The 26083-nt window shown below is 73.9% G+C and carries 21 protein-coding genes; 16 read left to right on the top strand and 5 right to left on the bottom strand.

Annotated elements, in window-relative coordinates; translation table 11 throughout:
• The first annotated feature begins 126 nt into the window (after positions 1–126).
• The 8 genes from ACH499_RS18815 to ACH499_RS18780 are packed head-to-tail and all read left to right on the top strand — an operon-like array spanning position 127 to position 10165.
• The gene (locus ACH499_RS18815) at positions 127–921 is read left to right on the top strand and encodes a TIGR03084 family metal-binding protein (protein WP_399017002.1); all 795 of its coding nucleotides are present in this window, start codon (positions 127–129) and stop codon (positions 919–921) included.
• Positions 918–2591: an acyclic terpene utilization AtuA family protein gene (locus ACH499_RS18810; protein WP_399017000.1), complete on the top strand. Its 1674-nt coding sequence runs from the start codon at positions 918–920 to the stop codon at positions 2589–2591. Before ACH499_RS18815 ends, ACH499_RS18810 begins: the two co-directional genes overlap by 4 nt.
• Complete coding sequence (locus ACH499_RS18805; RefSeq protein WP_399016998.1) at positions 2588–4186, top strand: acyl-CoA carboxylase subunit beta; 1599 nt, start codon at positions 2588–2590, stop codon at positions 4184–4186. Before ACH499_RS18810 ends, ACH499_RS18805 begins: the two co-directional genes overlap by 4 nt.
• Positions 4187–4194: 8 nt before the next feature.
• Positions 4195–6096, top strand: a complete 1902-nt coding sequence (locus tag ACH499_RS18800; RefSeq protein ID WP_399016996.1) for an acetyl/propionyl/methylcrotonyl-CoA carboxylase subunit alpha — start codon at positions 4195–4197, stop codon at positions 6094–6096.
• On the top strand, positions 6096–7226 hold the full coding sequence (locus ACH499_RS18795) for an acyl-CoA dehydrogenase family protein (RefSeq protein WP_399016994.1): 1131 nt from the start codon (positions 6096–6098) through the stop codon (positions 7224–7226). The genes ACH499_RS18800 and ACH499_RS18795 overlap by 1 nt, the downstream gene beginning before the upstream one ends.
• Before the next feature lie 37 nt (positions 7227–7263).
• Positions 7264–8832: a 4-coumarate--CoA ligase family protein gene (locus tag ACH499_RS18790; RefSeq protein ID WP_356198797.1), complete on the top strand. Its 1569-nt coding sequence runs from the start codon at positions 7264–7266 to the stop codon at positions 8830–8832.
• Complete coding sequence (locus tag ACH499_RS18785) at positions 8829–9563, top strand: enoyl-CoA hydratase family protein (RefSeq protein ID WP_399016992.1); 735 nt, start codon at positions 8829–8831, stop codon at positions 9561–9563. Before ACH499_RS18790 ends, ACH499_RS18785 begins: the two co-directional genes overlap by 4 nt.
• On the top strand, positions 9551–10165 hold the full coding sequence (locus tag ACH499_RS18780) for a TetR/AcrR family transcriptional regulator (RefSeq protein WP_356198795.1): 615 nt from the start codon (positions 9551–9553) through the stop codon (positions 10163–10165). Before ACH499_RS18785 ends, ACH499_RS18780 begins: the two co-directional genes overlap by 13 nt.
• Positions 10166–10193: 28 nt before the next feature.
• Here the strand turns inward: ACH499_RS18780 and pdxH are convergent, their stop codons facing one another.
• On the bottom strand, positions 10194–10871 hold the full coding sequence (gene pdxH, locus ACH499_RS18775) for a pyridoxamine 5'-phosphate oxidase (protein ID WP_399016989.1): 678 nt from the start codon (positions 10869–10871) through the stop codon (positions 10194–10196).
• 256 nt (positions 10872–11127) lie between these two features.
• Between pdxH and ACH499_RS18770 the strand changes: the two genes are divergently transcribed.
• Positions 11128–12228: a citrate synthase 2 gene (locus ACH499_RS18770; protein WP_399016987.1), complete on the top strand. Its 1101-nt coding sequence runs from the start codon at positions 11128–11130 to the stop codon at positions 12226–12228.
• 319 nt (positions 12229–12547) lie between these two features.
• Here the strand turns inward: ACH499_RS18770 and ACH499_RS18765 are convergent, their stop codons facing one another.
• The gene (locus ACH499_RS18765; protein ID WP_356198790.1) at positions 12548–13990 is read right to left on the bottom strand and encodes an NCS2 family permease; all 1443 of its coding nucleotides are present in this window, start codon (positions 13988–13990) and stop codon (positions 12548–12550) included.
• A gap of 330 nt (positions 13991–14320) precedes the next feature.
• Between ACH499_RS18765 and ACH499_RS18760 the strand changes: the two genes are divergently transcribed.
• Both ACH499_RS18760 and ACH499_RS18755 read left to right on the top strand, forming a co-directional pair.
• Positions 14321–14947 (top strand): XRE family transcriptional regulator, encoded by a 627-nt coding sequence (locus ACH499_RS18760; protein ID WP_356198788.1) that lies wholly within the window; start codon positions 14321–14323, stop codon positions 14945–14947.
• 253 nt (positions 14948–15200) lie between these two features.
• Positions 15201–16664, top strand: a complete 1464-nt coding sequence (locus ACH499_RS18755) for a PAS domain-containing protein (protein WP_399016984.1) — start codon at positions 15201–15203, stop codon at positions 16662–16664.
• A 10-nt stretch (positions 16665–16674) separates the two neighbouring features.
• On the opposite strand, the gene ACH499_RS18750 is transcribed toward ACH499_RS18755, so the two are convergent.
• Positions 16675–17430 (bottom strand): SIS domain-containing protein, encoded by a 756-nt coding sequence (locus ACH499_RS18750; protein ID WP_356198785.1) that lies wholly within the window; start codon positions 17428–17430, stop codon positions 16675–16677.
• A gap of 223 nt (positions 17431–17653) precedes the next feature.
• Between ACH499_RS18750 and ACH499_RS18745 the strand changes: the two genes are divergently transcribed.
• Together ACH499_RS18745 and ACH499_RS18740 are read left to right on the top strand one after the other, a co-directional pair.
• Positions 17654–18346: a metal-dependent transcriptional regulator gene (locus ACH499_RS18745; RefSeq protein ID WP_356198783.1), complete on the top strand. Its 693-nt coding sequence runs from the start codon at positions 17654–17656 to the stop codon at positions 18344–18346.
• Positions 18347–18906: 560 nt separating this feature from the next.
• Positions 18907–19794, top strand: coding sequence for an alpha/beta hydrolase (locus ACH499_RS18740; RefSeq protein ID WP_356198781.1), 888 nt, complete (start codon positions 18907–18909; stop codon positions 19792–19794).
• Between the two features lie 119 nt (positions 19795–19913).
• Here ACH499_RS18740 and ACH499_RS18735 read toward each other — a convergent pair whose 3' ends face one another.
• Positions 19914–20567 carry a bifunctional DNA primase/polymerase gene (locus tag ACH499_RS18735; RefSeq protein ID WP_399016981.1) on the bottom strand — a complete coding sequence of 218 codons (654 nt, stop codon included), beginning with the start codon at positions 20565–20567 and terminating at the stop codon, positions 19914–19916.
• 275 nt (positions 20568–20842) lie between these two features.
• On the opposite strand from ACH499_RS18735, the gene ACH499_RS18730 reads away from it, so the two are divergent.
• Together ACH499_RS18730 and ACH499_RS18725 are read left to right on the top strand one after the other, a co-directional pair.
• Positions 20843–22228, top strand: a complete 1386-nt coding sequence (locus ACH499_RS18730; RefSeq protein WP_356198778.1) for a transcriptional regulator — start codon at positions 20843–20845, stop codon at positions 22226–22228.
• A 202-nt stretch (positions 22229–22430) separates the two neighbouring features.
• Positions 22431–24083: a hypothetical protein gene (locus ACH499_RS18725; RefSeq protein ID WP_399016979.1), complete on the top strand. Its 1653-nt coding sequence runs from the start codon at positions 22431–22433 to the stop codon at positions 24081–24083.
• A 50-nt stretch (positions 24084–24133) separates the two neighbouring features.
• On the opposite strand, the gene ACH499_RS18720 is transcribed toward ACH499_RS18725, so the two are convergent.
• Positions 24134–25450, bottom strand: coding sequence for an ABC transporter substrate-binding protein (locus tag ACH499_RS18720; protein WP_399016977.1), 1317 nt, complete (start codon positions 25448–25450; stop codon positions 24134–24136).
• Between the two features lie 117 nt (positions 25451–25567).
• On the opposite strand from ACH499_RS18720, the gene ACH499_RS18715 reads away from it, so the two are divergent.
• Complete coding sequence (locus ACH499_RS18715) at positions 25568–26068, top strand: hypothetical protein (protein ID WP_356198772.1); 501 nt, start codon at positions 25568–25570, stop codon at positions 26066–26068.
• The last annotated feature ends 15 nt before the right edge of the window (positions 26069–26083 follow it).

Below are 26083 nucleotides of genomic sequence, written 5' to 3'. Positions count from 1 at the left end.
GGCCCGGACGGGAGACCGTTCTCCCGCCTCCGAAATTCATGCAAGCACGCTTGCTTGTTTATTTCCCTCCTGCCATGCTCCTCACCACACCGCGCCGCACGCCGCCGTGCCCGAGGGGAGCGACCCGTGTCCGACCCGACGCCCGTGATCGACGACCTGCGCGAGGAGAGCGAGCAGCTCGACGCCCTGGTCGCCGGGCTGAGTCCCGAGCAGTGGGCGCTCGCCACGCCCGCCCCGCGCTGGACGATCGCCCACCAGATCGCGCACCTGACCTGGACCGACCGGTCCGCCCTCGTGGCCGTCACCGACGAGGACGCCTTCCGCGCCCTCGTGGAGAAGGCCGTCGCCGCGCCCGGCACCTTCGTCGACGAGGGCGCCGAGGAGGGCGCCCGGCTCGCGCCCGCCGAGCTGCTTGCGGCCTGGCGGGAGGGGCGGGCGGCGCTCGCCACGGCGCTGCGCGAGTCGGCCCCCGGTGCCCGCTTCCCCTGGTACGGGCCGCCGATGGCCGCCGCCTCCATGGCCACCGCCCGGCTCATGGAGACCTGGGCCCACGGCCTCGACGTCGCCGACGCGCTCGGCGTCGTACGCCCGCCCACCGGCCGGCTGCGGCACGTGGCCCGCCTGGGCGTCCGCGCCCGGGACTTCGCGTACGCCGCCCACGGCCTCACCCCGCCCGCCGAGCCGTTCCGCGTCGACCTCACCGGCCCGGACGGCGACCCGTGGACGTACGGCCCCGAGGACGCCCGGCAGCGCGTCACCGGCCCCGCCCTCGACTTCTGCCTGCTCGTCACCCAGCGCGCCCACCGCGCCGACCTCGCCCTCACCGCCGAGGGCCCGGACGCCGACCGCTGGCTGGACATCGCCCAGGCCTTCGCCGGGCCGCCGGGAGCGGGACGGAAGCCCAAGGGGGCCCGGGGGTGACGGGGCCGCTGCGCGTCGGCAACGCCTCCGGCTTCTACGGCGACCGCTTCGACGCCGTGCGCGAGATGCTGACCGGCGGCCCGCTGGACGTCCTCACCGGGGACTACCTCGCCGAGCTGACCATGCTGATCCTCGGCCGGGACCGGCTGAAGGACCCGGACGCCGGATACGCCCGCACCTTCCTGCGCCAGATGGAGGAGTGCCTCGGCCTCGCCCACGAGCGGGGCGTCAGGATCGTCACCAACGCGGGCGGTCTCAACCCCGCCGGTCTCGCCGACGCCGTACGCGCCCTCGCCGGCCGGCTCGGCATCCCTGTGCGGGTCGCCCACGTCGAGGGCGACGACCTCACCGCCGCCCACCCGGGAACCCTGGCCGCGCACGCCTACCTCGGCGGCTTCGGCATCGCCGCGTGCCTGCGGGCCGGCGCCGACGTGGTCGTCACCGGGCGGGTCACCGACGCGGCCCTGGTCACCGGGCCGGCCGCCGCGCACTTCGGCTGGGCGCCGACGGAGTACGACCGGCTCGCGGGCGCGGTCGTCGCCGGGCACGTGCTGGAGTGCGGGACACAGGCGACCGGCGGCAACTACGCCTTCTTCCGGGACGGCGACGTCGCACACCCCGGCTTCCCGCTCGCCGAACTGCACGCCGACGGCTCCTGCGTGATCACCAAGCACGACGGCACCGGCGGCTTCGTCGACGTCGGCACGGTGACGGCCCAGCTCCTGTACGAGACGGGCGGCGCCCGGTACGCCGGGCCGGACGTCACCGCCCGGCTGGACACCGTACGGCTCGCCCAGGACGGTCCCGACCGGGTGCGGATCGACGGTGTGCGCGGCGAGGCACCGCCGCCCACGCTCAAGGTCGGCCGCAACCGCCTCGGCGGCTTCCGGGGCGAGGTCGTCTTCGTGCTCACCGGCCTCGACGTCGAGGCCAAGGCCGCGCTCGTGCGCGCCCAGATGGAGCCCGCCCTGGCCGAGGCCGCAGACGTGCGCTGGGAACTGTCCCGCACCGACCGGCCCGACGCGCCGACCGAGGAGACGGCCGCCGCCCTGCTCAGGCTCGTCGTCCGCGACACCGACCGGCAGAGGGTCGGGCGGGCGCTGAGCGGCGCCGCCGTCGAACTGGCCCTGGCGAGCTACCCCGGCTTCCACGTGCTCGCGCCCCCCGGCAAGGGTGCCCCCTACGGCGTCTTCGAGGCCGCCCGCGTCCCCCAGACCGCCGTCTCACACGTCGCCGTCCTGCCCGACGGCAGCCGCGTCCCCGTACCACCGGCCGGGGACACCGCCGAACTCGCCGCCGTACCGGAACCGGCCCTTCCAGAACCCCTGCCGGCCGGGCCCGTCCGCCGTGCCCCCCTCGGGCTCGTCGCCGGGGCCCGCAGCGGCGACAAGGGCGGGGACGCCAACGTCGGCGTGTGGGCCCGCACCGGCGACGCCTGGCGCTGGCTCGCGCACGAACTCACCGCCGACCGCTTCCGCGAGCTGATCCCCGAGGCCCGCGGCCTCCCGGTCACCCGGCACACGCTCCCCAACCTGCGCGCCCTCAACTTCGTCGTCGAAGGCATCCTCGGCGAGGGCGTCGCCGCGCAGGCCCGCTTCGACCCGCAGGCCAAGGCGCTCGGCGAATGGCTGCGCGCCCGCCACCTGGACATCCCGGAGGTTCTGCTGTGACGGTCCTGCCCTCCGCCGTCGACCCGGCCGCCCCCGACCACCGGGCCAACCGCGAGGCCATGCTCGCCAAGCTCGCGGAACTGGACGCCGAGCACGCCAAGGCCCTCGCGGGCGGCGGCGACAAGTACGTCGAACGGCACCGTGGGCGCGGCAAGCTGCTCGCCCGCGAACGCATCGAGCTGCTGCTCGACCCCGACACGCCCTTCCTGGAGCTGTCCCCGCTCGCCGCCTGGGGCAGCGACTACACCGTCGGCGCCTCCCTGGTCACCGGCATCGGCGTGGTCGAGGGCGTGGAGTGCCTGATCACCGCCAACGACCCGACCGTGCGCGGCGGCGCCAGCAACCCCTGGTCGCTGAAGAAGGCCCTGCGCGCCAACGACATCGCCCTCGCCAACCGGCTGCCCTGCGTCAGCCTGGTCGAGTCCGGCGGCGCCGACCTCCCGTCGCAGAAGGAGATCTTCGTCCCCGGCGGCGCGATCTTCCGCGACCTCACCCGGCTGTCCGCGGCCGGCATCCCCACCGTCGCCGTCGTCTTCGGCAACTCCACGGCCGGAGGCGCCTACATCCCCGGCATGTCCGACCACGTCATCATGGTCAAGGAACGCGCGAAGGTGTTCCTCGGCGGTCCGCCCCTGGTCAGGATGGCCACCGGTGAGGAGAGCGACGACGAGTCGCTGGGCGGCGCCGAGATGCACGCGCGCACCTCGGGCCTCGCCGACTACTTCGCCGTCGACGAACCGGACGCGCTGCGCCAGGCCCGCCGTGTGGTCGCCCGTCTCAACCACCGCAAGGCGTACGCCGACCCGCCGGTCGCAAAGCCGCCCAAGTACGACCCGGAGGACCTGCTCGGCATCGTCCCCGGCGACCTCAGGACGCCCTTCGACCCCCGCGAGGTCATCGCCAGGATCGTGGACGCCTCCGACTTCGACGAGTTCAAGCCGCTGTACGGGACCAGCCTCACCACCGGCTGGGCCGCCCTGCACGGCTACCCGGTCGGCATCCTGGCCAACGCCCGGGGCGTCCTGTTCAGCGAGGAGTCGCAGAAGGCCGCCCAATTCATCCAGCTCGCCAACCAGCGCGACATCCCGCTGCTGTTCCTGCACAACACCACCGGCTACATGGTCGGCAGGGAGTACGAGCAGGGCGGCATCATCAAGCACGGCGCCATGATGATCAACGCCGTCTCCAACTCCCGCGTCCCCCACCTGTCCGTCCTCATGGGCGCCTCCTACGGCGCCGGCCACTACGGCATGTGCGGCAGGGCCTACGACCCCCGCTTCCTGTTCGCCTGGCCGAGCGCCAAGTCCGCCGTCATGGGCCCGCAGCAGCTCGCCGGGGTGCTCTCCATCGTCGCCCGCCAGTCCGCCGCCGCGAAGGGCCGGCCCTACGACGACGAGGCGGACGCCGCGCTGCGCGCCATGGTGGAGCAGCAGATCGAGTCCGAGTCGCTGCCCATGTTCCTGTCCGGGCGGCTCTACGACGACGGCGTCATCGACCCGCGCGACACCCGCACCGTCCTCGGCCTGTGCCTGTCGGCCGTCCACACCGCGCCCTACGAGGGCGCGCGCGGCGGCTTCGGCGTCTTCCGGATGTGAGGTTCCCCGTGATCAGCACTGTCCTCGTCGCCAACCGCGGCGAGATCGCCTGCCGGATCTTCCGCACCTGCCGCGAGGCGGGCATCCGCACCGTCGCGGTGCACTCGGACGCCGACGAGAGGGCCCTGCACGTGCGCGTGGCCGACGCGGCCGTACGGCTGCCCGGGACGGCGTCCGCCGACACCTATCTGCGCGGCGACCTCGTCGTGAAGGCCGCGCTCGCCGCCGGGGCCGACGCCGTGCACCCCGGCTACGGCTTCCTCTCCGAGAACGCCGGCTTCGCACGCGCCGTCACCGACGCGGGCCTGACCTGGATCGGGCCGCCGCCGGAGGCCGTCGAGGCGATGGCGTCCAAGACCCGCGCCAAGGAACTGATGGGCGTCGCGCCCCTCACCGAGGTCACCGAGGCCGACCTGCCGGTGCTGGTGAAGGCGGCGGCGGGCGGCGGCGGACGGGGCATGCGCGTCGTACGGCACCTGGCCGGCCTCGACGCCGCGCTGACGGCCGCCCGCGCGGAGGCGGCGAGCGCCTTCGGCGACGGCGAGGTCTTCCTCGAGCCGTACGTGGAGAACGGCCGCCACGTCGAGGTGCAGATCCTCGCCGACACCCACGGCACGGTGTGGGCGCTCGGCACCCGCGACTGCTCCCTCCAGCGCCGCCACCAGAAGGTGATCGAGGAGGCCCCGGCGCCGGGCCTGACCGCGTCCCTCACCCGGGACCTGTACGAGCAGGCCGTCCGCGCCGCCCGCGCCGTCGACTACGCCGGAGCGGGCACCGTCGAGTTCCTCGTCGCCGACGGCCGGGCGCACTTCCTGGAGATGAACACCCGCCTCCAGGTCGAACACCCCGTCACCGAGGCCGTGTTCGGCATCGACCTGGTCGCCCTCCAGCTCCGGATCGCCGAGGGCCACGCCCTCGGACCCGAGCCGCCGCGTCCGCGCGGCCACGCCGTCGAGGCCCGCCTGTACGCCGAGGATCCGGCGAACGACTGGGCCCCGCAGACGGGCCGCCTGCACCGCCTCACCGTCCCGGACGGCGTCCGCCTGGACACCGGCTACACGGACGGCGACGACATCGGCGTCCACTACGACCCGATGCTCGCCAAGGCCGTCGCCCACGCGCCGACGCGTGCGGAGGCCGTCCGCCGGCTCGCCGGCGCCCTGGAGCGGGCGGCGATCCACGGCCCGGCCACCAACCGGGACCTGCTCGTCCGCTCCCTGCGGCACGAGGAGTTCACCTCGGCCCGCATGGACACGGGCTTCTACGACCGCCACCTGCCCGCGCTCACCGAGCCCGCCCCCGACCCCCTCGCGCCGCTGGCCGCCGCCCTCGCCGACGCCCACGGCCGCTCCCGGTTCGGCGGCTGGCGCAACGTCCCGTCACAGCCCCAGGTCAAGCGGTACGCCATGGCGGGCGAGGAGCACGAGGTCCGCTACCACCACACCCGCGACGGCCTCACCGCCGACGGCGTGCGCGTCGTCCACGCCGACGCCGGCCGCGTCGTCCTCGAGACGGACGGCGTCCGGCGCGCCTACGAGGTCGCCCGCTACGGCGACCGCGTCCACGTGGGCGCCACCGCCCTCACCGCCCTGCCCCGCTTCCCCGACCCCGCCGCCCAGCACGCCCCCGGCTCCCTCCTCGCCCCCATGCCGGGCACGGTCGTCCGCGTCGCGGAGGGCCTGACCGAGGGCACGGCCGTGGAGGCGGGCCGGCCCCTCCTCTGGCTGGAGGCGATGAAGATGGAACACCGGATCACCGCCCCGGTCACCGGAGTCCTGACGGCCCTGCGAGTCGTTCCCGGGCAGCAGGTGACGGTCGGTTCTCTCCTGGCAGTAGTGCAGGCGACTCAGGGGCGCGGGGGAACTGCGCGACAAGCCACGACGAAGCCCGCAGCCGAAGGAGCACAGTGATGACCACCCTCCTCGAACCCGAGACGCACAAGTCCCTCCGCGAAGCGGTGTCCGCCTTCGCCAGGAAGCACCCGCGCACCGACAACCGCGAGTTCTGGCAGGCCGCCGCCAAGCTCGGCTACATCGGCGTCAACCTGCCGGAGGCGTACGGAGGAGGGGGCGGCGGCATCAGCGAACTCTCCCTGGTCCTCGAAGAGATGGGCGCCGCCGGCAACCCCCTGCTCATGATGATCGTCTCCCCGGCGATCTGCGGCACCGTCATCTCCCGCTTCGGCACCGAGTCCCAGAAGCGGGAGTGGCTCCCCGCCCTGGCCGACGGCAGCCGCCTGATGGCCTTCGGCATCACCGAGCCCGACGCCGGTTCCAACAGCCACCGCATCACCACCACCGCCCGCCGCGACGGGACCGACTGGGTGCTCACCGGCCGCAAGGTGTTCGTCTCCGGCGTCGACATCGCCGACGCCACCCTCGTCGTCGGCCGGACCGAGGACGCCCGCACCGGCAGGCTCAAGCCCTGCCTGTTCATCGTCCCGCGCGACACGCCGGGCTTCCGGAGGCGGCCCATCGACATGGAACTCGACGCCGAGGAGAAGCAGTTCGAGCTGGTCCTGGACGACGTGCGGCTGCCCGCCGACGCGCTCGTCGGTGACGAGGACGCCGGCCTCCTCCAGCTCTTCGCGGGCCTCAACCCCGAACGCGTCATGACCGCCGCCTTCGGGATCGGCATGGGCCGCCACGCGCTGTCCCGCGCCGTCGAGTACGCCCGCGAGCGCACCGTCTGGAAGACCCCCATCGGCGCCCACCAGGCCATCGCCCACCCCCTCGCGCAGGCCCACATCGACCTCGAACTGGCCCGTCTGATGATGCAGAAGGCGGCCCGCCTGTACGACGCGGGCGACGACATCGGCGCCGGCGAGGCCGCCAACATGGCGAAGTACGCGGCCGGCGAGGCCTGTGTGAAGGCCGTCGACCAGGCCGTGCACACCCTCGGCGGCAACGGCCTCACCCGCGAGTACGGGCTCGCCCGGCTGATCACGGCGTCGCGTGTGGCGCGGATCGCCCCGGTGAGCCGGGAGATGATCCTCAACTACGTCTCCCACCAGACCCTGGGCCTGCCCAAGTCGTACTAGGGGTCGCCAGACACCCCCAGCCCGCCCTGGAGGAACCGTGTTCCGCAGCGAGTACGCAGACGTTCCGCCCGTCGACCTGCCCATCCACGACGCCGTGCTCGGCCGGGCCGCCGAGTTCGGCGGCATCCCGGCGCTGATCGACGGCGTCGACGGCACCACCCTCACGTACGACCAGGTGGACCGGTTCCACCGGCGCGTCGCCGCCGCCCTGGCCGAGGCCGGCCTGCGCAAGGGCGACGTCCTCGCCCTGCACAGCCCCAACACCGTCGCCTTCCCGATCGCCTTCTACGCCGCCACCCGCGCGGGCGCCTCGGTCACCACCGTGCACCCGCTCGCCACCGCCGAGGAGTTCGCCGGGCAGCTCCGCGACGCGCGGGCCCGCTGGATCGTCACCGTCTCACCCCTGCTGGACACCGCCCGCCGGGCCGCCGGACTCGCGGGCGGCGTCCAGGAGATCTTCGTGTGCGACAGCGCGCCCGGCCACCGCTCCCTCACCGACATGCTCGCCTCGGCCGCGCCCGACCCCGAGGTCGCCGTCGACCCCGCCGAGGACGTCGCCGCCCTGCCGTACTCCTCCGGGACCACCGGCGTCCCCAAGGGCGTGATGCTCACCCACCGGCAGATCGCCACCAACCTCGCCCAGCTCGAGCCGGCCCTCGGCGCCGGGCCCGGCGACCGCATCCTGGCAGTACTTCCCTTTTTTCACATCTACGGCCTCACCGCCCTGATGAACGCCCCGCTGCGGGCCGGCGCCACCGTCGTCGTCCTGCCCCGCTTCGACCTGGAGCAGTTCCTCGCGGCCGTCCAGAACCACCGCATCACCGGCCTGTACGTCGCCCCGCCGATCGTCCTGGCCCTCGCCAAGCATCCCCTGGTCGCCGCGTACGACCTGTCGTCCCTGAAGTACGTCGTCAGCGCCGCCGCACCCTTGGACGCGCGGCTCGCCGCCGCCTGCTCGCGGCGGCTCGGTCTGCCGCCCGTCGGCCAGGCCTACGGCATGACCGAACTGTCCCCGGGCACCCACGTCGTCCCCCTGGACGCCATGGCCGACGCGCCCCCCGGAACCGTCGGCAAGCTGATCGCCGGCACCGAGATGCGCGTCGTCGCCCTCGACGACCCCGGCAAGGACCTCGGCCCGGGCGGGACCGGCGAGATCCTCATCCGCGGTCCCCAGGTGATGAAGGGCTACCTGGGCCGCCCCGACGCCACCGCCGCCATGATCGACCAGGACGGCTGGCTGCACACCGGGGACGTCGGCCGCGTCGACGCCGACGGCTGGCTCTTCGTCGTCGACCGGGTCAAGGAACTGATCAAGTACAAGGGCTACCAGGTGGCCCCCGCCGAACTGGAGGCCCTGCTCCTCACCCACCCGGGCATCGCCGACGCGGCCGTGGTCGGCGCCCTCGACGACGACGGAAACGAGGTGCCGCACGCCCACGTGGTGCGCCGCTCGCCCGCCGACGGGCCGAGCGGGGAAGAGGTCATGACGTACGTCGCCGAACGCGTCGCCCCCTACAAACGCGTCCGCCGGGTCACCTTCACCGACGCCGTCCCCCGGGCGGCCAGCGGCAAGATCCTCCGCCGGGAACTGCGAGCACGACCGTGACCCTGATCGCCCGCACGCGCGAGCGGGGGGTCGAGACCCTCACCCTCGACTCCCCGCGCAACCGCAACGCCCTCTCCGCCGCCCTCGTCGGCGAGCTGTCCGACGCGCTCGCCGCCGCCGGGCGGGACACCGGCGTCCGCGCCGTCCTGCTCACCCACACCGGCACCACCTTCAGCGCCGGCGCCGACCTGCGGGACCCGCCCGCCCCGCAGGCGCTGGTCGCCCTGCTCCGGCAGATCGTGGAGCTGCCCAAACCGGTGATCGCCCGGGTCACCGGGCACGTCCGCGCGGGCGGCCTCGGCCTGCTCGCCGCCTGTGACATCGCCGCGGCGTCCACCGCGTCGACGTTCGCCTTCACCGAGGTCCGCATCGGCGTCGCGCCCGCCGTCGTCACCCTCACCGTCCTGCCCCGCGCCGACGTCCGGGCCCTCGCCCGCCACTACCTCACCGGCGAGCGCTTCGACGCCGCCGAGGCCGCCCGCACCGGCCTGGTCACGGCGGCGGGCGAGGACGTGGACGCCGTACTGGAGCCCGTCCTCGACGGTGTGCGACGTGCCTCACCGCAGGGCCTGGCCGAGACGAAACGGCTGCTCACGGCTAGGGTGCTGGAGGCCTTCGACCGGGAGGCGGCCGGCCTGACCGCGCTCTCGGCCCGGCTGTTCTCCTCCCCGCAGGCCCGCGAGGGGATGACGGCCTTCCTCGAACGACGGGATCCGGAATGGGTGGTGTGAGCACGGCCGACCGTGCCGAACGAGTCCCCAAGCAGGACCGCAGCCGGGCCACCCGGCAGCGGCTCCTGGCGGCCGCCGTGGCCTGCCTCGCCGAGCACGGCTGGGCCGGCTCCACGGTCTCCGCCGTCGCCGAACGCGCCGGTGTCTCCCGCGGCGCCGCCCAGCACCACTTCCCGACCCGCGAGGACCTGTTCACGGCGGCGGTCGAGTACGTCGCCGAGGAACGCTCGGGCGCGCTGCGCGCCCTGTTCCCCGAAGGCGCGGCGGAGGGCGGCCGCCGGGCCGTCGTGGCCGCCCTCGTCGACCTCTACACCGGCCCGCTGTTCCGCGCGGCCCTCCACCTGTGGGTCGCCGCGTCCAACGAGGAGCAGCTCCGCGGCCGGGTCACCGAGCTGGAGGCCCGCGTCGGCCGCGAGACCCACCGCATCGCCGTCGAGCTGCTCGGCGCCGACGAGAGCCGTGCCGGCGTCCGCGAGACCGTCCAGGGCCTGCTGGACATGGCCCGCGGCCTCGGCCTCGCCAACCTCCTCACCGACGACGCCGCCCGGCGCGAACGCGTCGTGGCGCAGTGGGCGGACCTGCTGGACGGGGCGCTCGGCTGACCCGCCCCGGCGGGCTCGCCCCCCGGGTTCAGGGGCTGAGCCGCTCCACGCGCCAGCCCCCGTCGCCGCACGCGGCGTAGCGCAGCCGGTCGTGCAGCCGGTTCTCCCGGCCCTGCCAGAACTCCACCGTGTGCGGCACCACCCGGTAGCCGCCCCAGTGCGGCGGCACCGGCACCGGCTCGCTCTCCGGATAGCGCGCCGCCAGCTCCGTGTACGCGGCGTCGAGGGCGTCCCGGCCGGACACCACCGAGGACTGGGCGCTGGCCCACGCGCCGAGCTGGGAGCCGTGCGGCCGGGTGCGGAAGTACGCGGCGGTCTCGTCCCGCCCGGTGCGCCGCGCGACGCCCGTCACGATCACCTGGCGGGCCATCGGGTGCCACGGGAACAGCAGCGACACGTGCGGGTTCTCGTCCAGCTCGCGCGCCTTGCGGGACTCGTAGTTGGTGTAGAAGACGAAGCCCTGCTCGTCGAAGTGCTTCAGCAGCACCGTGCGGGAGCTGGGCCGGCCCTCGGCGTCCGCCGTGGAGACGACCATGGCGTTCGGCTCGAACAGGCCGCCCTCCGTCGCGGCCTGCCTGAACCAGCGCGCGAACTGCTCGACGGGGGTGGCGGCCAGCTCGGACTCGGCAAGCCCGTCGGCCCGGTACTGCTTGCGCATCGAGGCGAGATCGAAGGGGACGGCATCGCGGTCGGTCACATCGGCCATCCTGCCGTATGCCCGGGCCCTTCCTCAGGGGTGTCCTTGGTCACGCAGTGGCACTGAGTGCCGCAACCCCTCCCCAAGGGTGACACCCGGGGATATCGTGCTGGTTCCGTCCCGGTTGGATGAGTACCTGCCGGACGGGGCATCACAGGGGTGACCGCAGGGACCGCGAGCCGGGGAGCCGGCCGTGGATCCGGGGGAGCGACCGCACACGCCCCCGCGCGGGTCGCCGCAGATCACGACCACGAGGAGCCGCCTGATGTCCGACTTCGTACCCGGGCTAGAGGGAGTCGTCGCGTTCGAGACGGAGATAGCCGAACCCGACAAGGAGGGCGGCGCCCTCCGCTACCGCGGCGTCGACATCGAGGACCTGGTCGGCCACGTCTCCTTCGGCCACGTGTGGGGCCTGCTCGTCGACGGCGCGTTCAACCCCGGCCTGCCGCCCGCCGAGCCGTTCCCGATCCCCGTCCACTCCGGCGACATCCGCGTGGACGTGCAGTCCGCCCTCGCCATGCTCGCCCCCGCCTGGGGTCTGAGGCCCCTGCTGGACATCGACCCCGAGCAGGCCCGCGAGGACCTCGCCCGCGCCGCCGTCATGGCCCTGTCCTACGTCGCCCAGTCCGCGCGCGGCCAGAGCCTGCCCATGGTGCCGCAGCGCGAGATCGACAAGGCGGACACCATCACCGAGCGCTTCATGATCCGCTGGCGCGGCGAGCCCGACCCCAAGCACGTCGCCGCGCTGGACGCGTACTGGACCTCGGCCGCCGAGCACGGCATGAACGCCTCCACCTTCACCGCCCGCGTCATCGCCTCCACGGGCGCGGACGTGGCCGCGTCCCTGTCCGGGGCCGTGGGTGCCATGTCCGGCCCGCTGCACGGCGGCGCCCCCTCCCGCGTCCTGCACATGATCGAGGAGATCGAGCGCACCGGGGACGCCGAGGCGTACGTCAAGAAGACCCTGGACGCCGGTGAACGCCTCATGGGCTTCGGCCACCGCGTCTACCGCGCCGAGGACCCCCGCGCCCGCGTCCTGCGGCGCACGGCCCGGGAGCTGGGCGCTCCGCGCTACGAGGTCGCGGAGGCGCTGGAGAAGGCGGCCCTGACGGAGCTGCACAACCGCCGCCCGGACCGGGTGCTGGCCACCAACGTCGAGTTCTGGGCGGCCATCATGCTGGACTTCGCCGAGGTCCCGGCCCACATGTTCACGTCCATGTTCACCTGCGCGCGCACCGCCGGCTGGTCGGCCCACATCCTGGAGCAGAAGCGCACCGGCCGCCTGGTCCGCCCGTCCGCCCGGTACGTCGGCCCGGGCCCGCGCGACCCGCGCGAGGTCGAGGGGTACGACGACATCGCGGGCTGATTCCCCGCGGGGAATACGCGCACGAGAACGCAGGCGACCCGCGAGTCTGGTTCCTCCGTGGAGGAGCCGGCCGGACGTACCGGCGACTCGCGGGTCGGGTGACTGCGATGGATTGGCCGGCTGCGTGTATCTCGCACACGCTGGTCCGGCACCGCACAGGATGTGGTGACGGGCCGCTAGCCCGCAGCCACCTCTTCCGTCCGGTATTCACACATTTGCCGAACCACCTCCTTTCCGAAGTGATGCCACCCTAAAAAAGCGGTTCCCTCCGGGGCAACCGCTTTTTCGGGGTTTTCCTCGAAGGCGGCGGACCGGTCCGTCAGATGCCGAGAAGCTGCTTCAGCGGATCGATGGCGAAATACACCAGGAAGAGCCCGGCGGTGCCCCACAGCAGCCAGTGCACCTCGCGGCCCTTGCCGAGGCAGGCCTTGATGACCACGTAGGAGATGAAACCGGCGCCGATGCCGTTGCTGATGGAGTAGGTGAACGGCATCACCACGATGGTCAGGAAGGCGGGGACGGCCAGCTCGTAGCGGTCCCAGTCGATGTGCCTGACCTGCGTCATCATGAGGAAGCCCACGGCGATCAGCGCGGGGGAGGCGGCCTGCATCGGCACGATGGTCAGCACGGGGGTGAAGAAGAGCGCCGCGGCGAACAGACCACCGGTGACGAGGTTGGCGAAACCGGTGCGGGCGCCCTCGCCGACACCGGCGGCGGACTCGATGTACGTGGTGGCGGACGAGGACGAGGCGGCACCGCCCGCGACGGCGGCCGCGCTGTCGATGAACAGGACCCGGCCGAGCCCGGGGACCTTGCCGCGCTCGTCGAGCAGCCCGGCCTCGGCCGTGACGCCGACGACCGTGCCCATCGTGTCGAAGAAGTCGGACAGGATGAGCGTGAAGATCAGCAGCACGATGGTGAGCACGCCGATCTCACCGAACGCGCCGAACAGGTCGAACTGGCCGAGCAGCCCGAAGTCGGGCGTGGCGACGGGGGTGCTGGGCAGCTCGGGGGCGGTCAGGCCCCAGTTCTTGACGTCCGCGAGCTCGTTGATGAGGACGGCGAGCAGCGTCATCGCCACGATGCTGATGAGGATGGCGCCGCGCACCTTGCGGGCCATGAGGACGACCGTCAGCAGCACGCCGAGGCAGAAGACGAACATGGGCCAGCCGCTGAGCGTGCCGGTGCCGAGCTGGACGGGCACGGTGGTGTTGGCGGCGTCGGGGATGCGCGTGACGAAGCCGGAGTCCACGAAGCCGATGAAGGCGATGAACATGCCGATACCGACGCTGATCGCCTGCTTGAGGGGCTGCGGGATGGCGTGCATGACCGCCTCGCGCAGACCCGTCAGTACCAGGACGCAGATCAGCAGACCCTCGAGCACCACGAGGCCCATCGCGTCGTCCCAGCTCATCTGCGGGGCGATCTGGAAGGCGACGACGGCGTTGAGGCCGAGGCCCGCGGCCAGGGCGAGCGGCAGGTTGCCGGCCACACCCATGATCACGGTCATCACGGCGGCGACCAGCGTGGTGGCGGTGGCGAGCTGGGTGGCGTCGAGCTTGTCACCGAACTTGTCCTCGGTGCTGCCCAGAATGATCGGGTTGAGCACGAGGATGTAGGCCATGGTGAAGAACGTGGCGAATCCGCCGCGTATTTCCCGGCCGTAGGTCGAACCGCGTTCCGTGATGCGGAAGAAACGGTCGACCGCGCCGCCGGCTCTCGGGGGAGCGTGGTCGGTCGGTCCGGGGGTGAACGTCTGCATGACGGGTGTCTCCAGGAGCTTGCGAGTGCGAAGAAGGCATGACGGGGCAGCGGGTGATGCGGCGGCCGGAATGCGGGCGCGCGCGGCAGCCCGCGAGGCGGATTCTACGAATCTGATCAGCGCACTCAAGGGCTTTACACAATTGGCAAGTTGCTGCCGCAAGAAGTACCGTGCCTTCCTACAGAATCGGCGGCGACCTTCCTGCCGAAACCGGGATGCAGACGACAGTGGTCATGGTGCTCACGGTGGGTCACTGCATACCGTCGTTCCGTGCATCCATCACTCCCTTTCAACGCGCGCGCTGCCCGCATCCTGCGCGGGAGGGTCGGGATGGCCCCCGGCCACGTCGCCTACGGCATGCGTGCTTCCTACGGACTGACCTACATCACCCCCGAGCACGTCATGGCATGGGAACGCGGCACCGCCGTGCCCAACCCGGGCGAACTGACCGCCCTCGCCGGCGCGCTGTGGTGCTCGCCCGCCGAACTCATGGGCGCGCCGCGCACCTTGAGGGAGCACCGGCTCGCGCGGGGGATCGCCGCCGAGGACGTCGCACGGGTCACGAGCATGAGCCTCGACGCCTACCTGCACATGGAGGAGACCGGTCGCTGGACCGGTGACCGCAGACAGGCCGCCAAACTCGGCGCGCTGCTCAGGCTCCCGCCGAGGGACTTCATCGCCGTCACCGGCAACGAGGAGGAACTCGCCCGGCTGCTGGTCGAGGCCGTCTCGACCCGCTGGCAGGCCCACATCCGCGACATCGCGCGCCTGTTGTCGATGGAACGCCGTGACCTCCAGGACACCCTGCGCGCGATGCACAAGGAGTACCAGACCCTCATGGCGGCCACCCTCAGCCGCGGGGGCGGTGCGGACGCCTCCGCCGAGAACGGCCGGCGCTACCTCGAGGAGATCGTCGGCCACTTCTGGGACCGCCTGCCGGAGCAGGACGCCCACTGAGTGGGTAGGGACGCCGGCCACCGGACGGAGAACGCGCATCAGGGGACGTTCTCGTGCGGCGCGGGCGAGGCGGTCCACCGAGCGGGAGCGGTACGTGCCGGCGGCGGGAACAGCGGCCGGGTCGTTCCGCGGCCGGCGGCCGGGGCGGTGCGGCGGGACCCTTGATGACAGGGGCGTATGCCGGGTTTCCGCTGGGCAACGATTTCCGCAATCTTGCGGGAACACGGTGTGTGCTGCATCACGTTCGAGTTGAATGAAGGCCAGTGGACGAACCGGCGTACGGTACGGCGGACGCGGCCTGCAGGGGGTTCAGGTGAGTGCTTCCCGGCGTAGTGGAGCCACCGACGAGCTGGGGCCGGACGAGCCGGAGCAGCCCGAGCGGGTGGGCGCCGACCTGCTGGCCGCATTGCTGGACGGGATGGACGCCGCGCTGTGCGCCTTCGACGCGGACGGCGTCGTCACCCACTGGAACCGCGAGGCGGAGCGCATCCTCGGCTGGACCGCCGCGGAGGCCGTGGGGCGGCAGGGCTTCGCGGGCTGGGCCGTGCGCAGCGCGGACGCGGGCGAGGTCGAGGAGCGGCTGCTGTCCGCGATGCGGGCGCCGGGGCGGCAGGTGAACGAGTTCGCGCTGCTGACGAAGGACGGCGGAAGGGTGCTGGTGCGCACCCAGTCGGCCGCCGTGCGCGGCCCCGACGGCAGGCCGGCGGGGGTGTACTGCGCCTTCAGCGAGGTGCACGCGCAGATCGACCTGGAGCGGTCCATCGCGCTGAGCGAGGCCCTGCTGGAGGACGCGAGCTGGGGCGTCGTCCTGGTCGACGTGGATCTGCGCCCCGCCGTGGTCAACGCCCACGCGGCCCGCGCGCTCGGCACCGGCCGGACGTCCGTGCTCGGGCGGCCGCTGGGCGATCTGCTCTCCCAGGGCGCGGAGGAACTGGAGAGCGCGCTCACCCATGTCCTGGCGGAGGGCGCGCCGCCCGCGCCCGCCGAGGTCTGGGTGAGCGTGCGCACCCCCGAGGGCGAGCGGCGCCGGTGCTGGCGCAGCGGGTTCGTGCGGCTGGCCTCCCCGCTGGCGGAGGAGCCGGTGCCGCTGGGGGTCGGCTGGCTGTTCCAGGACGTCACCGAAACCAAGCAGGCCGAGCAGGAGGCGGCGCTGCTGCGGTTCCGGGCCAACCAGCTCCACCGGGCGGCGCGGGCGGCGGCGGAGTGCGAGGACCCGGCGGAGGCGGCGGGCGTGCACCTGGACTTCGCGCTGGCCGGGTTCGCCGACCACGCGCTGATCGACCGGGTGGCCGGCGGGGCGGTCGCGGACTCCGCGTCGGCGGAGCCGGTGCGGCTGGTCCGCGTGGTGACCACGCCCTCGGGCGCGCCGGGGCCGAGCCTGCCCTCGGGCGCGGCCGGGCTGCCGGTGCGGTACGCGCCGGGGCATCCGGCCTTCCAGTGCGTGGACCGGATGGGCTCGGTGCGCGCCAGCGCGGGCGTCGGCGCGGTTCCGCCCGAGCAGGCCCGCCGCTGGGCCGAGGACCGGCAGTGGCCGGCGGACGCGGTGCACGCCCTGTGCGCGGTCCTGCGCAGCCGGGGCCGGACGCTGGGGGTCGTGACCTTCCTGCGCGGCGCGGGCCGCTCCGCCTTCGAACGCCCCGACGCGGTGTACGCCGAGGACGTGGCGGTACGGATCGCGGCGACGCTGGACCTGGCGGGGGCGACGGCCGGGGAGTAGGGGCGCGGGGTCAGCGGCGGTAGAAGATGCGGTCGGCGTACTGCTCCAGTACGCGTCCGTTCCACTCCGGGCCGCCGTCCACGTTGCCGGAGCGCAGCAGCGGGGGCTCGATCCCGCGCTCGGCGAGCGTGGCGGCCGCCGTCGCCATGACGGCCTGCATCAGCGCCGACGTGACGACCGTGGACGCGGGCGCGAAGGGTGCCGGGACGGTGTCGAGGGTCAGCTCCGCGTCCCCCACGGCGATCTTGGAGTCGACGACGAGGTCGCAGTGGTCCTTCAGGAAGGTGCCGGAGCTGTGCCGGGACGTGGTCTCGGCCGCGTAGGCCACCGAGGTCACGCCGATGACCTTGATGCCGAGCGCGCGGGCGTTCATCGCCATCTCCACGGGCAGGGCGTTGCGCCCCGACAGGGAGATGATCACCAGGGCGTCGCCCTCGCGGAGCGGCGAGGAGTCCAGGACGGCGCCGGCGAGGCCGTCGACGCGCTCCAGGGCGGAGCCGAGCGTGGCCGGCATGACGTCGACACCGACGACGCCGGGCATGGCGAGCAGGTTCATCAGGGCGAGCCCACCGGCGCGGTAGACGACGTCCTGCGCGGCGAGGGAGGAGTGGCCGGCGCCGAAGGCGAACAGGCGCCCGCCGTCGCGCACGGTGTCGGCGAGCAGGACCCCGGCCGCCTCGATGGCCTCGGCCTCCTCGTCGCGTACGCGCCGCAGCAGCTCGATCGCCGCGTCGAGGAACTGGCCGGCCGGCTTGCGGTCGCTCATGCGGTGCCCCTTCGGTGTGGCTGCGTCGCGGATCACGGTGCGGTCTGGACCAGTGTGGTGTCAATACGGCCGCGAGGGCGGCGTCGGCACGCCCGCCGGCGCCGGACGTCCCCGCTTCCCGCGGCGAGGGACGCTTGTCGGTGGTATGCGTCAGAATTGGATGCAGGGCCAGCGCACGCGCCGGTGGGCCTCAGCCTCCGGCAGATCTCACCAAGGGGCATGTATGTCCGGACTGATCGACACCACGGAGATGTATCTCCGCACCATCCTCGAGCTGGAGGAGGAAGGCGTGGTCCCCATGCGCGCCCGGATCGCCGAGCGGCTCGACCAGAGCGGCCCGACGGTCAGCCAGACGGTGGCGCGGATGGAGCGCGACGGCCTGGTGTCGGTGGCCGCCGACCGGCACCTGGAGCTGACCGACGAGGGCCGCCGGCTGGCCACGCGCGTGATGCGCAAGCACCGGCTCGCGGAGTGTCTGCTCGTCGACGTGATCGGCCTGGAGTGGGAGCAGGTCCACGCCGAGGCGTGCCGCTGGGAGCACGTGATGAGCGAGGCCGTCGAGCGCCGGGTCCTGGAGCTGCTGCGGCACCCCACCGAGTCCCCCTACGGCAACCCGATCCCGGGCCTGGAGGAGTTGGGCGAGACGGACGGCGCCGACCCGTTCCTGGACGAGGGCATGGTGTCCCTCGCCGACCTGGGCCCCGGTCCCGACGGCAAGACGGTCGTGGTGCGTCGCATCGGCGAGCCGATCCAGACGGACGCGCAGCTCATGTACACGCTGCGCCGCGCGGGCGTGCAGCCCGGCTCGGTGGTGAGCGTGACGGAGTCGGCGGGCGGCGTGCTGGTCGGCAGCGGCGGCGAGGCGGCCGAGCTGGACGCCGACGTCGCGTCGCACGTGTTCGTCGCCAAGCGCTGAGCGCCAAGCGCTGAGCGTCATGCGCTGAGCGCGGGGCCCGCGAGGCACGGGTGGCGTCCCACCGAACCGATCCCGCCGATCCCGTCGATTCGGGGGATCGGTGGGCCCGAATCGCAGCGGCCGTGCGTTTCGCGTGCCAGGCTGTCGCATGAGACGGGGGCGCGGGGGCCGGTGGCCCGGCAGCGATGCCGGCCCGGCCGGGGAGGGGGAGGGACGTGCCGGAGAGACGGAGAGGGCCCCGGCGCCGTGTGGCGCCGGGGCCTGTCCTCCCCTGTGCTGACCCGGAGCCCCGAGCTCTCAGGGTCAATCCCCTCGGACCGTTTTCCCCGAGCGGTCCGCCTCCCGCTGAAGATCTCCCCCCGGCGGCGGCGATCAATCCCTGAGGCATGTCACTCGAAGGTGGGGTGTTAACCGGCCAGGCGGCATTTTCGAATACTCATTCGATACTCTGCGGTCGTCGGAACGGCCGGCCCGCACGACGGGCACCGGACGGCGGCACGGACACGGGGACGACAGGGCGCAGGCACGACAGGGCGCGACACTTGGGGGTGCCAGGACGTATGGCGCGGCGCATCGACGTGACCGGGACGGGCGGCGTACGACTTGCCGCCTGGGAGTTCGGGGATCCTCCGAAGACCGGCGGGCCGGCCGGGGCGGACCCGGGCGACGGGAGCGGCGGCCTTCCCGGCGTGCTGTTGCTGCACGGGCTGATGGGCCGGGCCTCGCACTGGGCGCCCACGGCGCGCCGGCTCTCCGCGCGCCACCGCGCCGTCGCCCTCGACCAGCGCGGCCACGGCCGCAGCGACAAGCCCCCGCACGCCGACTACACCCGTGAGGCCTACGTCGGGGACGTCGAGGCCGCCCTCGAACAGCTCGGCCTCGCCCCGGCCGTCCTCGTCGGCCACGCGATGGGCGCGCTCACCGCGTGGCAGCTTGCTGCCAAACGCCCCGATCTCGTGCGAGGCCTGGTCATCTGCGACATGCGGGCCTCCGCGCTCGGCGCCGCCTCGCAGCAGGTGTGGGCCGAGTGGTTCCGCGCCTGGCCGGTCCCGTTCACGACGCTGGCCGACGTCCGCAAGTGGTTCGGCGAGGACGACCCGTGGGTGGAGCGGCCCAACCCGGCGCGGGGCGAGTTCTACGCCGAGGTGATGGCCGAGTCCCCGGACGGCTGGCGGCCCGTCTTCGACCCCGAGCAGATGCTGCGCTCCCGCGAGTCCTGGGTGCACGACGCCCACTGGGAGGAGCTGGCCCAGGTGCGCTGCCCCACGCTGGTCGTCCGCGGCCTCGACGGCGAGCTGGGCCGCGCGGAGGCCCAGGAGATGGTCAGGGTCCTGCCGCTCGGCCAGTACGCGGAGGTCGCCGACGCCGGGCACCTCGTCCACTACGACCAGCCGGAGGCGTGGCGGGCGGCCATCGAGCCCTTCCTGGACGGCCTCGGGGAGGGCTGACGGACGGCCCCCGTCCTCACCATTCCCCCGGGGCCCCGCACACCGGCCGCGCCGGTACTCACCGCAACTCCCTTCGTCACCGCGAACCCTACGGGGAGCGAGCGCCGGAAGCGGGAGCCCTATCGATCCCGTCCGCACGCGTACGCCAGCGGCGGGACCAGCTCCTCCACGTCCGGCAACCAGCGATTGGCGGGCGTCGGCCGGCACACCCACTGCACGGCCCCGCGCGTCCCGAACCGCGTGGGCGGAGCCGCGACGTACGCACCCTCCCCGAGGGCCGCCAGATCCAGCGAACGGGGAGACCACCCCAGCCGCCGCACGAGACCGGGCACCTTGACCGCGGCCCCGGGGAGCACGAAGAACCGCATCCGCCGGTCCGGTGCGAGCGTCACCGGCCCGAGCGACAGTTCCATCCGCTCCATGCGGGCGAGCGCGAGGAACCCCGCCGTCTCGGGCACCTCGATCGCGTCGAACGTCCGCCCCGTGGGCAGCAGTACCGATGCCGTCGGCCGCTGCTGCCACATCCGGCGGGCGACGGTCGCGCTGCCCGTGGCCCGCGTCGCCCAGTCCTCGCACGCGGGGTGCGCGCCCGGCGCGGCGCAGGTCGGCTCACCGCAGGAACAGCGCTGCACCCCGTCGACGGCTTCCAGCCAGGTGCCGGGAAACACGTCCCAGTGACGCTCCTCGGCGTAGCGGACGGCGGCCTCCAGCGGCGACGTTCCGCGCTGCTGGGGGATGTGAGGGGTTCCGGTTCCCGGGATGGTCTCTTCCACGTGGAACTCAACTCCCGCGCCCACCGCGGGTTACGGCTCCCGAGCGCGCGGGGGAGGAGCACCGACCCAGCGCTCGGGGCGCATGGGTGCACGTGCGGGGGCGCGCGGGAGGATCCGTGGCCGGAGCTGGGTAGCCACGTCTGGGGCCGGCACCGGCCGTAACCCCGGCAAACCTCACAAGCCTGGCATTGTCGGCACATCGACGGGGCATTGATCTTCACGGCCGGATCTCTTCGTTCCGCCGAGACAGCATCGAGACCGCATGGGGGTACGCCATGGCCGCAAGGCCTCTCGTCGCCCGACAGCCGAACGAACGGCTGCAGGCGCTGATTCAGGAAGCGGGCTGCTCGAACGCGGGCCTGGCCCGCCGGGTGAACATGTGCGGCGTCGAGCACGGCCTCGACCTGCGGTACGACAAGACGTCGGTGGCCCGCTGGCTGCGCGGACAGCAGCCGCGCGGCCGGGCCCCGGCGATCATCGCCGAGGCCCTGGGACGCAAACTCGGCCGTACGGTCACGATCGACGAGATCGGCATGGCCAACGGCAAGAACCTCGCGTCAGGCGTCGGCCTCCAGTTCTCGCCGACGGTGCTGGGAGCCGTCGAGCAGGTCTGCGAGCTGTGGCGCAGCGACGTGGGACGGCGGGACTTCCTGTCCGGCTCCTCCGTCGCGGCCTCGGCGCTGGTCGAGCCGAGCCGGGACTGGCTGATCTCCGCCCCCGATCCGCATGTCGCGCGCTCGGCCGGGCCGCGGGTGGGCCAGTCCGACGTGGCGGCGGTGCGGGCGATGACGCAGGCGCTGGTGGACCTGGACCACCGGCACGGCAGCGGGCACGTGCGCCCGGTCGTCGTGCACTACCTCAACAGCGTCGTCTCCGGGCTGCTCGCGGGCTCCTACCGGGAGGCGGTGGGGCGGGACTTGTTCGCCGCCGTCGCCCGGCTGACCGAACTGGCCGGGTACATGGCCGTCGACACCGGCCAACCGGGCCTGGCCCAGCGGTACTACATCCAGTCGCTGCGGCTCGCCCAGGCGGCCGGCGACCGCGGCTACGGCGGCTATGTGCTCGCCGCCTCGATGAGCCACCTGGCCGCGCAGCTCGGGAACCCGCGTGAGATCGCCCAGTTGGCGCGCGCGGCCCAGGAGGGCGCGCGCGGGCGGGTCTCCCCGCGCGCGGAGTCGATGTTCCACGCCGCCGAGGCGCGCGGCCACGCCCTGCTCGGCGACGCGCGGGCCGCGCAGGCCAGTGCCGGGCGCGCGGTCGAGGCGATGGAGGCGGCCGACGCGGACTCCGGGGACGACCCGGCGTGGATCGCCCACTTCGACCACGCCTATCTCGCCGACGAGTTGGCGCACTGCCACCGGGACCTGGGGCAGGCGGGCGCGGCGGCGCGGTGCGCCGAGGAGTCGCTGGCCGGGCACCCCGAGTCGCGGGCGCGCAGGCGGGCGATCGGCCATGTGCTGCTCGCCACCGCGCAGGTGCAGCAGCGCGAGATCGAACAGGCCTGCCACACCGCGCTGAAGGCCGTGGACCTGCTGGAGACCGTGCGCTCCAACCGGGGCGCGGAGTACCTGGACGACTTCCAGCAGCGCCTGGAGCCGTACCGGGACGAGGCGGTGGTACGGGAGTTCGGGGCCCGGCTCGACGTGCCCGCCGCCGCGTGAAGGGCCGGGCCGCCGGCGTGTGAACGTGCGGTGAAAAACCGTGCGGGAGGCGGAAAGGGACGTAAGCAGCGTGCCGGGGCCCGGTTTTGTTACCGCTGTCACAGGGAAGAAGGTCACGCTTCCGTGCGGCGTGGCAGCGGGCTCCGGGGACCCGGTAGCGTGAGCCGACGATTCCGAAGGTCCCCCATTCACAGGAGTCCCGGTGACGCAGAGCGGACAGGGCGAGGAGCCCTCGGCGCGGCAAGCGCACGAAGGCATCGTGCTGCCCTCGGACGGTGGCGAGCCCGTGCTGCCGGGCCCGGCGGGCGGTCCCGCCGGTCCGCAGGCGGCGCGGCCCACGCCCGCCTCGGCCCCGCCCGGCGCCCAGGCCTGGGACCAGCCGTGGGGGCCCGGGCAGCAGCAGTACACCCAGTCGCAGGGGGAGAGCTGGCCCACCCCGCCCGGCGCCGAGCCCTGGGGAAGCCGGGAGCCGGGCCTGCCGCCGGCCGCGCAGCCGGGCCCGCCGCCCCAGCCCGGCCCCGGCCCGCTGCCCCCGGAGAACGCCCAGCCTCCCGCGTACGGCGCGCAGCCGTCGTACGGACACCAGGGGTACGGCCAGGCCTACGGGCAGCCGCCGGCGTACGGGCAGCAGGGCCAGGACGGGCACCCGCAGGCGTACGGGCAGCCCGGCGCCCCGGGGCAGCAGGCGCACTACGGACAGCCGGGCCCGTACGACCAGCAGGGCCCGCACGGCGCGCACCCTCAGCCGGGCGCGCACGCGCAGGACCCGCGGCACCCCGCCCCGATGCCGCCGGCCGACGAGGGCGCCACCCAGTACCTCCCGCCGGTCCCCGCTCCCGCCGACGAGGGGGCGACGCAGTACATACCCCCCGTGACCCCGGGTGCGCTGCCGCCCGAGAGACCGGCCGCGGGTGCGCCCTCCGACGCGACGCAGTTCCTCGGACAGGCCCCGCGGCCCCACCCCGACGCCGAGGCCACGCAGTACATCGCCCCCGTCCCCGCGGGCCCGGCCGTGCCGTCCCACGGCGGTGCTCCCGGCGCCGACGACGGCCGGCAGCCGCCCGCCGAGTTCGACAGCCTCTTCCGCAGCGGGCCCGGCCCCGACGGCCCGGCCTCCTCGACCCAGCAGCTTCCCGCCCCCGCCTTCGACGAGCCGGGCCCCGCCTACGCCGCACCGCAGGGCGCCGGCGGCGGACGCCGGGGCGGACGCGGCGGGCGCACCGGTTCGCGGCTGCCGCTGCTCGCGGCCGTCGGCGTCGGCCTCGCCGTCGTCGGTGTCGGCGCGGGCGCGATGATGGCCGGCGGGGACGGCGGCGACGACGACAAGGCCGGCAACCAGCCCGTGTCCGCCACGGCCCCCGTCGAGTCCGCGTCGGCCTCGCCGTCGCCGTCCGTCGACCCGGCCCGGCAGCAGGCCGTCGAGCTGGACAAGCTGCTGGCCCGGAGCGGCGACAGCCGGTCCGCCGTGATCAACGCCGTGGCCGACGTGAAGTCCTGCGACAACCTGCCCCAGGCCGCCAAGGACCTGCGCGAGGCGGCCAAGCAGCGCACCGGGCTGGTCACCAGCCTCTCCCAGCTCTCCGTGGACAAGCTGCCCCGCCACACCGAGCTGACCACGGCGCTCACCAAGGCGTGGCAGGCCTCGGCGTCGGCCGACAACCACTACGCGGCCTGGGCCGACCAGACGGCCGGCAAGAAGGGCTGCAAGAAGGGCCAGGCCCGCAGCACCAGCGAGACGCAGGCCGGCAACCGGGCGAGCGGCACGGCGAGCAAGGAGAAGGCCACCGCCGCCGCCCTGTGGAACGCCATCGCCCGCCAGTACGGTCTGACCGAGCGCCAGGCCACCCAGCTCTGACCGGACACGGGCGGGCCGCGAGGCCCGCCCCGAGGCCCGCCCGCGGCGGCTCAGGCGACGTCGGCGGCCCGCAGGGTCCGCGTGGTGTCGACGGCGCCCTCGCGGGCCGACACCAGCCGGCCCCGCCGCACGACCTGGAGCGTGACCTCGGCGTTGACCAGACGCGGGAAGCCGACCGAGGACAGCTTGTCCTGGAACGTCCACCGCAGCGGCGGCGTGAGCCCGCCCGTGCCGACCTCCAGCCCGCCGTCCAGGGCGCGGGTGACGGCGTCGGCGCTCACCTCGCCGTCGCCGAGCGACTCGACGACACCCTTGAACACGGTGTACGCGATCCAGGTCGTCTGCACCCCGGCGTCCGCGGCGTCCACGCTGTTGTCGCCGAACGCCTCCGCCTCGATCACCTTCTTCATCCCGTCCCAGGCCGGATCGCTCACCTCCGGGTACCAGCCGGTGACGTACGCGCCCTCGTAGGGGCCCGACGCGCCGCCGGACGCGTTCACCGTCGACTGGTCGACGCTGCCCAGCACGGTGGCCGTGCGCACCTCGGGGTACGCGTCGCGGGCCCGCCGGAACGAGTCCATGAAGGTGCCGGTGCGGTCCCCGAGCACGGGCACGACGCAGCCCGGCTCCGCCTGGCCGGCGGTCGCCCGCCGCAGCGCCGCCTCGGCCTGGTCGTCGTACGCGGTGGCGTCCTCCGCCGCCCGCTGGTCGCGCGCCCCCGCGTGCCCGCCCGAGACCAGCCCCGAGTCGAGCAGTGCCGGGAGCTCGTCGCCCGCGATGGTGTCCGGGCGGACGAACGTGACGGGTCCGCAGGACTCCGCGAGGGTGCTCCCCAGCCCGGCGAGCAGCGCGGGCTGGCCGCCGTTGACCGGGTAGGACAGGGGACTGGTGAACTCGGCGTTGGTGATGCCGTAGCCGCCGATGTACGGGATGCCGGCGCCCTCCAGCACGGGGAAGAAGGAGTCGGCGTGCTGGCTGTAGGAGCCGACGACGGCGACCGCGTTCTCGTTGACGGCGCGGCGGGCGCACTTCGCGGCGGCCACGCTGTCGTTGTGGTCGTTGCAGGTCAGGACCTTCAGCTCGCGGCCGTTCAGGCCGCCGTGGGCATTGATCCAGCGGGCGTAGGCGCGCGCGAAGGCGGGCATTCCGGGCCGGTTGGTCGCGCCCGTGTCCATCGGCGCCCACGTCATCACGGTGATCGGATCGTCCCCGGAGCCCCCCGTGACACCGGGGACGACGCCGCACCCGGCGACGAGCGACGCACACGCCGCCAGCGCCCCCGTGGCCAGCGCGCGGGTGCCGCCGGGCCGGAAGCGGCCGGAGAGGCCGCGGGGGAAGGTGCTGCGGGTGCGTCGCCTGCCGGTCATGGTCACGCACGATTCCGCCACACGGATAACCTGGAAGCGACCTCCGGTCAACGCGGGGTGACCCTGAGGTGAATTGCGGGGGCCGGTGGGGAACGGCCGGAGGGGAACGTACGATCGATGACCGTGCAAGGTTCGGAGAACACTTCCCGTCGCGGCCGCCGCTCCTCCACCATGGGCGGCATGCCACTCAACGACATGCCGTGGTGGCGCTGGCGCAGCCAGGTGCGCTCCGCGCTGCACATGCTCTCCGCGCCCGCCTTCCAGCGGGACGTCTGGCTGGCCGGCACGCCCGGCTACGGCGACGTCACGGACGCGGTGTACCGGCTGGTGGAGGACACCTGGCTGGACCACTGGTCCGCCGAGAAGTACGTCGGCACCATCTTCCGGGACTCCCAGGAGGCGGCCCTCGTCGACACCGCCGTGCTGCGGGTGCTGCGGATCATGCACCAGGTGGGACCGGACGCGCCGGTGGCCGTCTACCTCGACCACCCGGACTGGCCGGAGGCGGTGCGGGCGGCGCGGGACGCGCACGTGAGGCTCGCCACGAGCGACGGCGACGACCCCGAGGAGGCTCCGCGCAGCCTCGAGGTGCTGCGGATCATGACCCGGTCCGCCTGACGGGACGCTCGCCGG

Source organism: Streptomyces sp. NPDC018947 (genome assembly GCF_044390505.1).
In the GTDB taxonomy this organism is placed as follows: domain Bacteria; phylum Actinomycetota; class Actinomycetes; order Streptomycetales; family Streptomycetaceae; genus Streptomyces.
Note: the sequence above shows the minus strand (reverse complement) of the source record. Positions and strands in the feature narration are given on the sequence as shown.

Excerpts from the sequence above, each read along its gene's own strand:
- ACH499_RS18720 (WP_399016977.1), bottom strand. The coding sequence starts at position 25,450 with ATGACCGGCAGGCGACGCACCCGCAGCACCTTCCCCCGCGGCCTCTCC.
- ACH499_RS18765 (WP_356198790.1), bottom strand. The coding sequence starts at position 13,990 with ATGCAGACGTTCACCCCCGGACCGACCGACCACGCTCCCCCGAGAGCC.
- ACH499_RS18760 (WP_356198788.1), top strand. The coding sequence starts at position 14,321 with ATGGCCCCCGGCCACGTCGCCTACGGCATGCGTGCTTCCTACGGACTG.
- ACH499_RS18755 (WP_399016984.1), top strand. The coding sequence starts at position 15,201 with ATGAAGGCCAGTGGACGAACCGGCGTACGGTACGGCGGACGCGGCCTG.
- ACH499_RS18740 (WP_356198781.1), top strand. The coding sequence starts at position 18,907 with ATGGCGCGGCGCATCGACGTGACCGGGACGGGCGGCGTACGACTTGCC.
- ACH499_RS18780 (WP_356198795.1), top strand. The coding sequence starts at position 9,551 with ATGGGTGGTGTGAGCACGGCCGACCGTGCCGAACGAGTCCCCAAGCAG.
- pdxH (WP_399016989.1), bottom strand. The coding sequence starts at position 10,871 with ATGGCCGATGTGACCGACCGCGATGCCGTCCCCTTCGATCTCGCCTCG.
- ACH499_RS18750 (WP_356198785.1), bottom strand. The coding sequence starts at position 17,430 with ATGAGCGACCGCAAGCCGGCCGGCCAGTTCCTCGACGCGGCGATCGAG.
- ACH499_RS18770 (WP_399016987.1), top strand. The coding sequence starts at position 11,128 with ATGTCCGACTTCGTACCCGGGCTAGAGGGAGTCGTCGCGTTCGAGACG.
- ACH499_RS18715 (WP_356198772.1), top strand. The coding sequence starts at position 25,568 with ATGACCGTGCAAGGTTCGGAGAACACTTCCCGTCGCGGCCGCCGCTCC.
- ACH499_RS18795 (WP_399016994.1), top strand. The coding sequence starts at position 6,096 with ATGACCACCCTCCTCGAACCCGAGACGCACAAGTCCCTCCGCGAAGCG.
- ACH499_RS18745 (WP_356198783.1), top strand. The coding sequence starts at position 17,654 with ATGTCCGGACTGATCGACACCACGGAGATGTATCTCCGCACCATCCTC.
- ACH499_RS18730 (WP_356198778.1), top strand. The coding sequence starts at position 20,843 with ATGGCCGCAAGGCCTCTCGTCGCCCGACAGCCGAACGAACGGCTGCAG.